This is a genomic window from Candidatus Cryosericum odellii (assembly GCF_003570935.1).
GTDB lineage: Bacteria > Caldisericota > Caldisericia > Cryosericales > Cryosericaceae > Cryosericum > Cryosericum odellii.
This window is the reverse complement of record NZ_QXIU01000001.1, coordinates 1-4,419: the sequence shown is the minus strand read 5'-3', so window position 1 is coordinate 4,419 and position 4,419 is coordinate 1. Positions and strand designations below refer to the sequence as shown.

The following is a 4,419-nucleotide window of genomic DNA, read 5'->3' as shown; positions in this document are numbered from 1 at the left end:
GTGGACTTCGAGGCCACGCTGCAACCGACCCTCGCAGGCAAACGTGTGGGCATTATCCGTGAACTCCAGGAGTTTGACGTCCAGCCGGAGATCGCCGCAGCCATGGAAACGGCCCGTAAAGCAGCAGTGAGCGGCGGCGCATCGATCGTCGAGGTCAGCGTGCCACACATTCTGTCCGCGCTACCCGTTTACTACATCATCGCGCCTGCCGAGTGCTCTGCGAACCTCGGGCGGTTCGACGGCGTCCGTTACGGCCTGCACGAGGACGGACGGGACATGACGGAAACATACAGCAGGACCCGCAATGCGGGATTCGGCACGGAAGTGAAGCGACGCATCCTCATCGGCGCATTCGTGCTCTCGGCCGGATACTATGACGCCTACTACAAGAAGGCAACCAGCGTTCGCCAGCTCATCACCGACGAACTGGAGGCGGTGTTCCAATCTGTTGACGTCCTGCTGACACCGACGACCCCGACGACAGCGTTCAGGCTTGGAGCAGTGACCGACCCGCTCGAAATGTACAAGGCGGACGTGTTCACGATCCCCGCTGACCTCGCCGGATCCCCTGCCATTTCGTTTCCTGCCGGAAGGGACGCCGCCNNGTCTTCCTGTCGGACTGCAGCTCATGGGTCCCCGCTGGAGCGATGCTGATGTCCTCTCCTGCGCGAACGTCCTCTTCACAGCACTTGGAGGTGAGTCATGACCACGACGATCGGCCTGGAGATCCACGTCCAGCTGGCCACGCAGACCAAGATGTTCTGTGGCTGTAGCACGGCGTTCGGGGACGAGCCCAACACCCATGTCTGTCCCGTCTGCCTTGGACTGCCGGGCGCCCTGCCCACGCTGAACGCCCAGGCCGTGCGCCTGGCCGTCAGGATCGCCACGGCACTTGGGTGCACTGTCCACGAGGTCTCCGAGTTCTCACGCAAGAACTACTTCTACCCGGACCTTCCCAAGTCCTACCAGATCACCCAGTTCGACCGCCCGATCGCGACAGGGGGATCAGTCCCCATCGTCACGGAACGAGGCGCCCGCAGCGTCCGGCTGACACGCGCGCATATCGAGGAAGACGCCGGCAAGTCGATGCATGCCGCGGACATCACGCTCGGGGGTGAGACGCTGGTCGACTTCAACCGCTGCGGCATGCCACTGGTCGAGATTGTCACTGAGCCAGACATGCAAAGCGGCGATGAAGCATACGAGTTCCTGCGTAACCTGAGACGGCTTGTCAGGTGGCTCGGCGTATCGTCAGGCGACATGGAGAAGGGTGCCATGCGGTGTGACGTGAACGTCTCCGTCAGCCCGGATCCCGCGAAGCTGGGGACAAAGGTGGAGATCAAGAACCTCAACAGCTTCCGCAGCGTCAAGCGGGCCATCGACTACGAGGAGCAGCGCCAGGCACAGTGTCTTGCCGACGGTACTCCCATCATGATGGAAAGCAGGCATTTTGACGAAGTGCAGGGAACAACGACCGCCATGCGCAGCAAGGAAGCCAGCAACGACTACCGCTATTTTCCGGAGCCGGACCTGCCCCTGCTGCAGCTGGATCCCACAGAGCTGGAATCCATGCGCGCACAGATGCCCGAACTGCCCTGGGAGATGCAGTCACGCTTCGAACGAGACCTCAACCTCTCGCCATATGATGCGGCCCTGCTGACCGAGGAACGCTCCACGGCAGAGTTCTTCCAGCAGACCATTGCACTCTATGACAACCCGAAGAAGCTCGCCAGCTACATGGGGACCGAGGTGGCCAGGCTCCTGAACGAACGCGGCAAGACGCTGGCGGAGACGCAACTGACGCCCGCGACACTCGCCGGCCTCCTGACAATGGTCGAGAACAATGCGATCAGCAACACGGCCTCAAAGGACGTCCTGCCCCTTCTCGTGGACACGGGGACAACGCCCATGGAAGCGGTCAGAAGCCTTGGCCTGGAACAGGTCTCCGACACCTCCGCAATTGAGGGATTTGCGCGCGAGGTGATAGCGGAGAACGTGACTCAGGTCGAGCAGTTCAGGAACGGCAAGGAGGCAGTACTCGGTTTTCTTGTCGGCCAGCTCATGAAGAAGAGCAAGGGCAAGGCAAACCCGAAACTGGCGGGGGATACGCTGCGGCGACTATTGAAATAGAGGAAGCGGGGACCTCCTGAAGAGGAGGTCCCCGCTTCCTTGATAGTCACTACGAGTTCACGTCCCAAGGTTCACTTGGTCAAAACCTCATCAATGGCCTTCATTGTTGCTTCATCAAGAGCAATATCGACAGCCTTTACATTCTCTTCGACTTGCTCAGGCCGCGATGCTCCCGTGATCACACAACTGATCTCCTGATGATGGAGAATCCAGGCCAGAGCCAGCTGTGCCGTTGTGACATTGTTCTCCAATGCTATCTTTGAGATCCTCTCAACCTTGTCGAGGCTTTCTTCGGTCAAGTAGTGCTCTACAAAGTGCCCGACCGTGGGATCTGCAGCCCTGCTTCCTTTGGGCAGTTCCTGGCCCGTCTTGTACTTTCCTGTCAAAACTCCCTCGGCCAGTGGGCTGAATACCGCGATTCCCAATCCTTCCCTGGCGCATATCGACATTACTTCTTGTTCTATATATCTGTTCAGCATGTTATACGCCGGTTGATCAATAGCAATCGGGCTCAAATTGAATCGATTTGCTGTATTCTGACCATCAAGTATCTGGGTTGCACTCCACTCACTGACCCCTGCGTACAAAACCTTGCCTTGATGTACCAGATCGTCTAACGCCCTCATGACCTCATCAATAGGTGTTTCAGGGTCATATCTGTGACAATAGAAGATATCGACATAATCGGTGTTGAGACGCTTCAAGCTGGCATTGCACTGTTCCATGATGTGCTTTCTGGAAAGTCCTCTGTCATTGGGACCCTCACCCACAGGCCAGAAGGTCTTTGTGGCCAGCACGTATGAAGACCTGGAGAAACTCTCCAGAGACTTGGCCAGGACCTCTTCTGCCGCACCGGGATATGTCTGTCCACCGCCATAGACGTCAGCGGTATCAAAGTAGTTGATCCCCAGATCGTAGGCCTTCTTCACACATGCATCTGCTTGTTCCTGGCCATAGGAACCACCATAGGTCAGCCAACTGCCCAAAGCTATCTCACTTACCTTCATACCGTAACGGCCAATCCTTCTGTAGTTCATACGATCCTCCTTTCAATTTAGTCACGATCATCTATACTTTTATAGTAGTCCACTTTGAAGAACTGAATCATTTCAAATGAGAGTCCCGACAGACCTGCGATCACGAAAACGATGAGTTAGGACTGGCGATCAAGCTCCTCGTCACTGTTGCTGAGCCGGAGTGACACGACCTTGGAGACGCCCGTCTCCTGCATCGTCACACCGTACAGGACATCCGCTGCCAGCATGGTCTCACGGTTGTGCGTCACGACCAGGAACTGTGAACCCTCCTGTTCGCGCAGCAACCGTGCAAAACGATGAACATTGTTTTCGTCGAGCGAATTGTCCACCTCATCGAGAAGGTAGAAGAGGCTGGGGCGCGCCTTGAAGAGAGCAAACTGCAGAGCCGCAGCCGTCAGGACCTTCTCGCCGCCTGAAAGCAGCTCAAGAGGTTGCCGCCGTTTGCCCGGAAGCACGACGTCGATGTCGATCCCTGTGAGTTCACCGTTCTCCTGGCGCACCAGTCTTGCCTCGCCGCCATCGAACATCTTGACGAAGTTCTCCTGGAACGCCTTCTCGATGACGACAAACGTCTCTTCGAACAATGTCGACGCACGCCGATCGAGGTCATCGATCAGCGCGAGCAGCTTCGTTCTCGACTGGGAGAGGTCGTCATCCTGCGCTTTGAGATGCGCAACGCGTTCCGCAAGCTCTTCGCTTTCCTTGATACTAGCCATGTTCACAGGCTCCAGGTTCGTCATGTTGCGGCGTACCTGGTCCATCTCGCTCTGCATCTGTTCGAGATTTGCCTCTGGTTCCGTTCTTTCCGTCAGTTGTGCAAAGTCATCGCGCGCCGTGAATTGCTCCAGCTTGCCCTTCCCCTCTGCCAGCAGGACCTCCAGCTCGCGTACACGGCCCTCGAGACGTGTACGACTCGCCTTGACCCCTTCCATCTCCGCCGCCAGGGTCGCACTCTGTTCGTCCTTATGACGCTTGTCGAGTTCCAGCTGGTCGATGCCGGCCTGGAACACCGCCAATCCGTTCGACTTCTCCCTGAACTGGGTGTCCAGCAAACTGATACGCTGCTCGAGCGCCACGCGTTCGGCACGCACCCGCACCAATCCGTCCTGCGACGCCTTGATCTCGGTTGCAAGGCTCGCAAGCTGCTCTTCATATGCCAGTTTCTTCTCCAGCAATGCCTGGATGCGGCCTGACACGGAGTTTCGCCGGATCTGCAACGCCTGGACTTTGTCCTTGCCTGCCAGCAGGTCTG

At 57.6% G+C, this 4,419-nt stretch carries 4 protein-coding genes; 2 read left to right on the top strand and 2 right to left on the bottom strand.

The window, feature by feature from the left end; translation table 11 throughout:
* Window positions 1-654: an amidase family protein gene (locus tag SMC5_RS10895; protein ID WP_455423438.1), complete on the top strand. Its 654-nt coding sequence runs from the start codon at window positions 1-3 to the stop codon at window positions 652-654.
* 48 nt (window positions 655-702) lie between these two features.
* Window positions 703-2,130, top strand: a complete 1,428-nt coding sequence (gatB, locus tag SMC5_RS00015; protein WP_119119088.1) for an Asp-tRNA(Asn)/Glu-tRNA(Gln) amidotransferase subunit GatB — start codon at window positions 703-705, stop codon at window positions 2,128-2,130.
* Between the two features lie 71 nt (window positions 2,131-2,201).
* On the opposite strand, the gene SMC5_RS00010 is transcribed toward gatB, so the two are convergent.
* Together SMC5_RS00010 and SMC5_RS00005 are read right to left on the bottom strand one after the other, a co-directional pair.
* On the bottom strand, window positions 2,202-3,167 hold the full coding sequence (locus SMC5_RS00010; RefSeq protein ID WP_119119087.1) for an aldo/keto reductase family protein: 966 nt from the start codon (window positions 3,165-3,167) through the stop codon (window positions 2,202-2,204).
* 116 nt (window positions 3,168-3,283) lie between these two features.
* Window positions 3,284-4,419 (bottom strand): AAA family ATPase (locus tag SMC5_RS00005; protein WP_165848880.1); only part of this gene is annotated, 1,136 nt, incomplete at its 5' end.

What these genes read in the sequence shown, in the direction of transcription:
- gatB (WP_119119088.1), top strand. Translation starts at nt 703, where the DNA reads ATGACCACGACGATCGGCCTGGAGATCCACGTCCAGCTGGCCACGCAG.
- SMC5_RS00010 (WP_119119087.1), bottom strand. Translation starts at nt 3,167, where the DNA reads ATGAACTACAGAAGGATTGGCCGTTACGGTATGAAGGTAAGTGAGATA.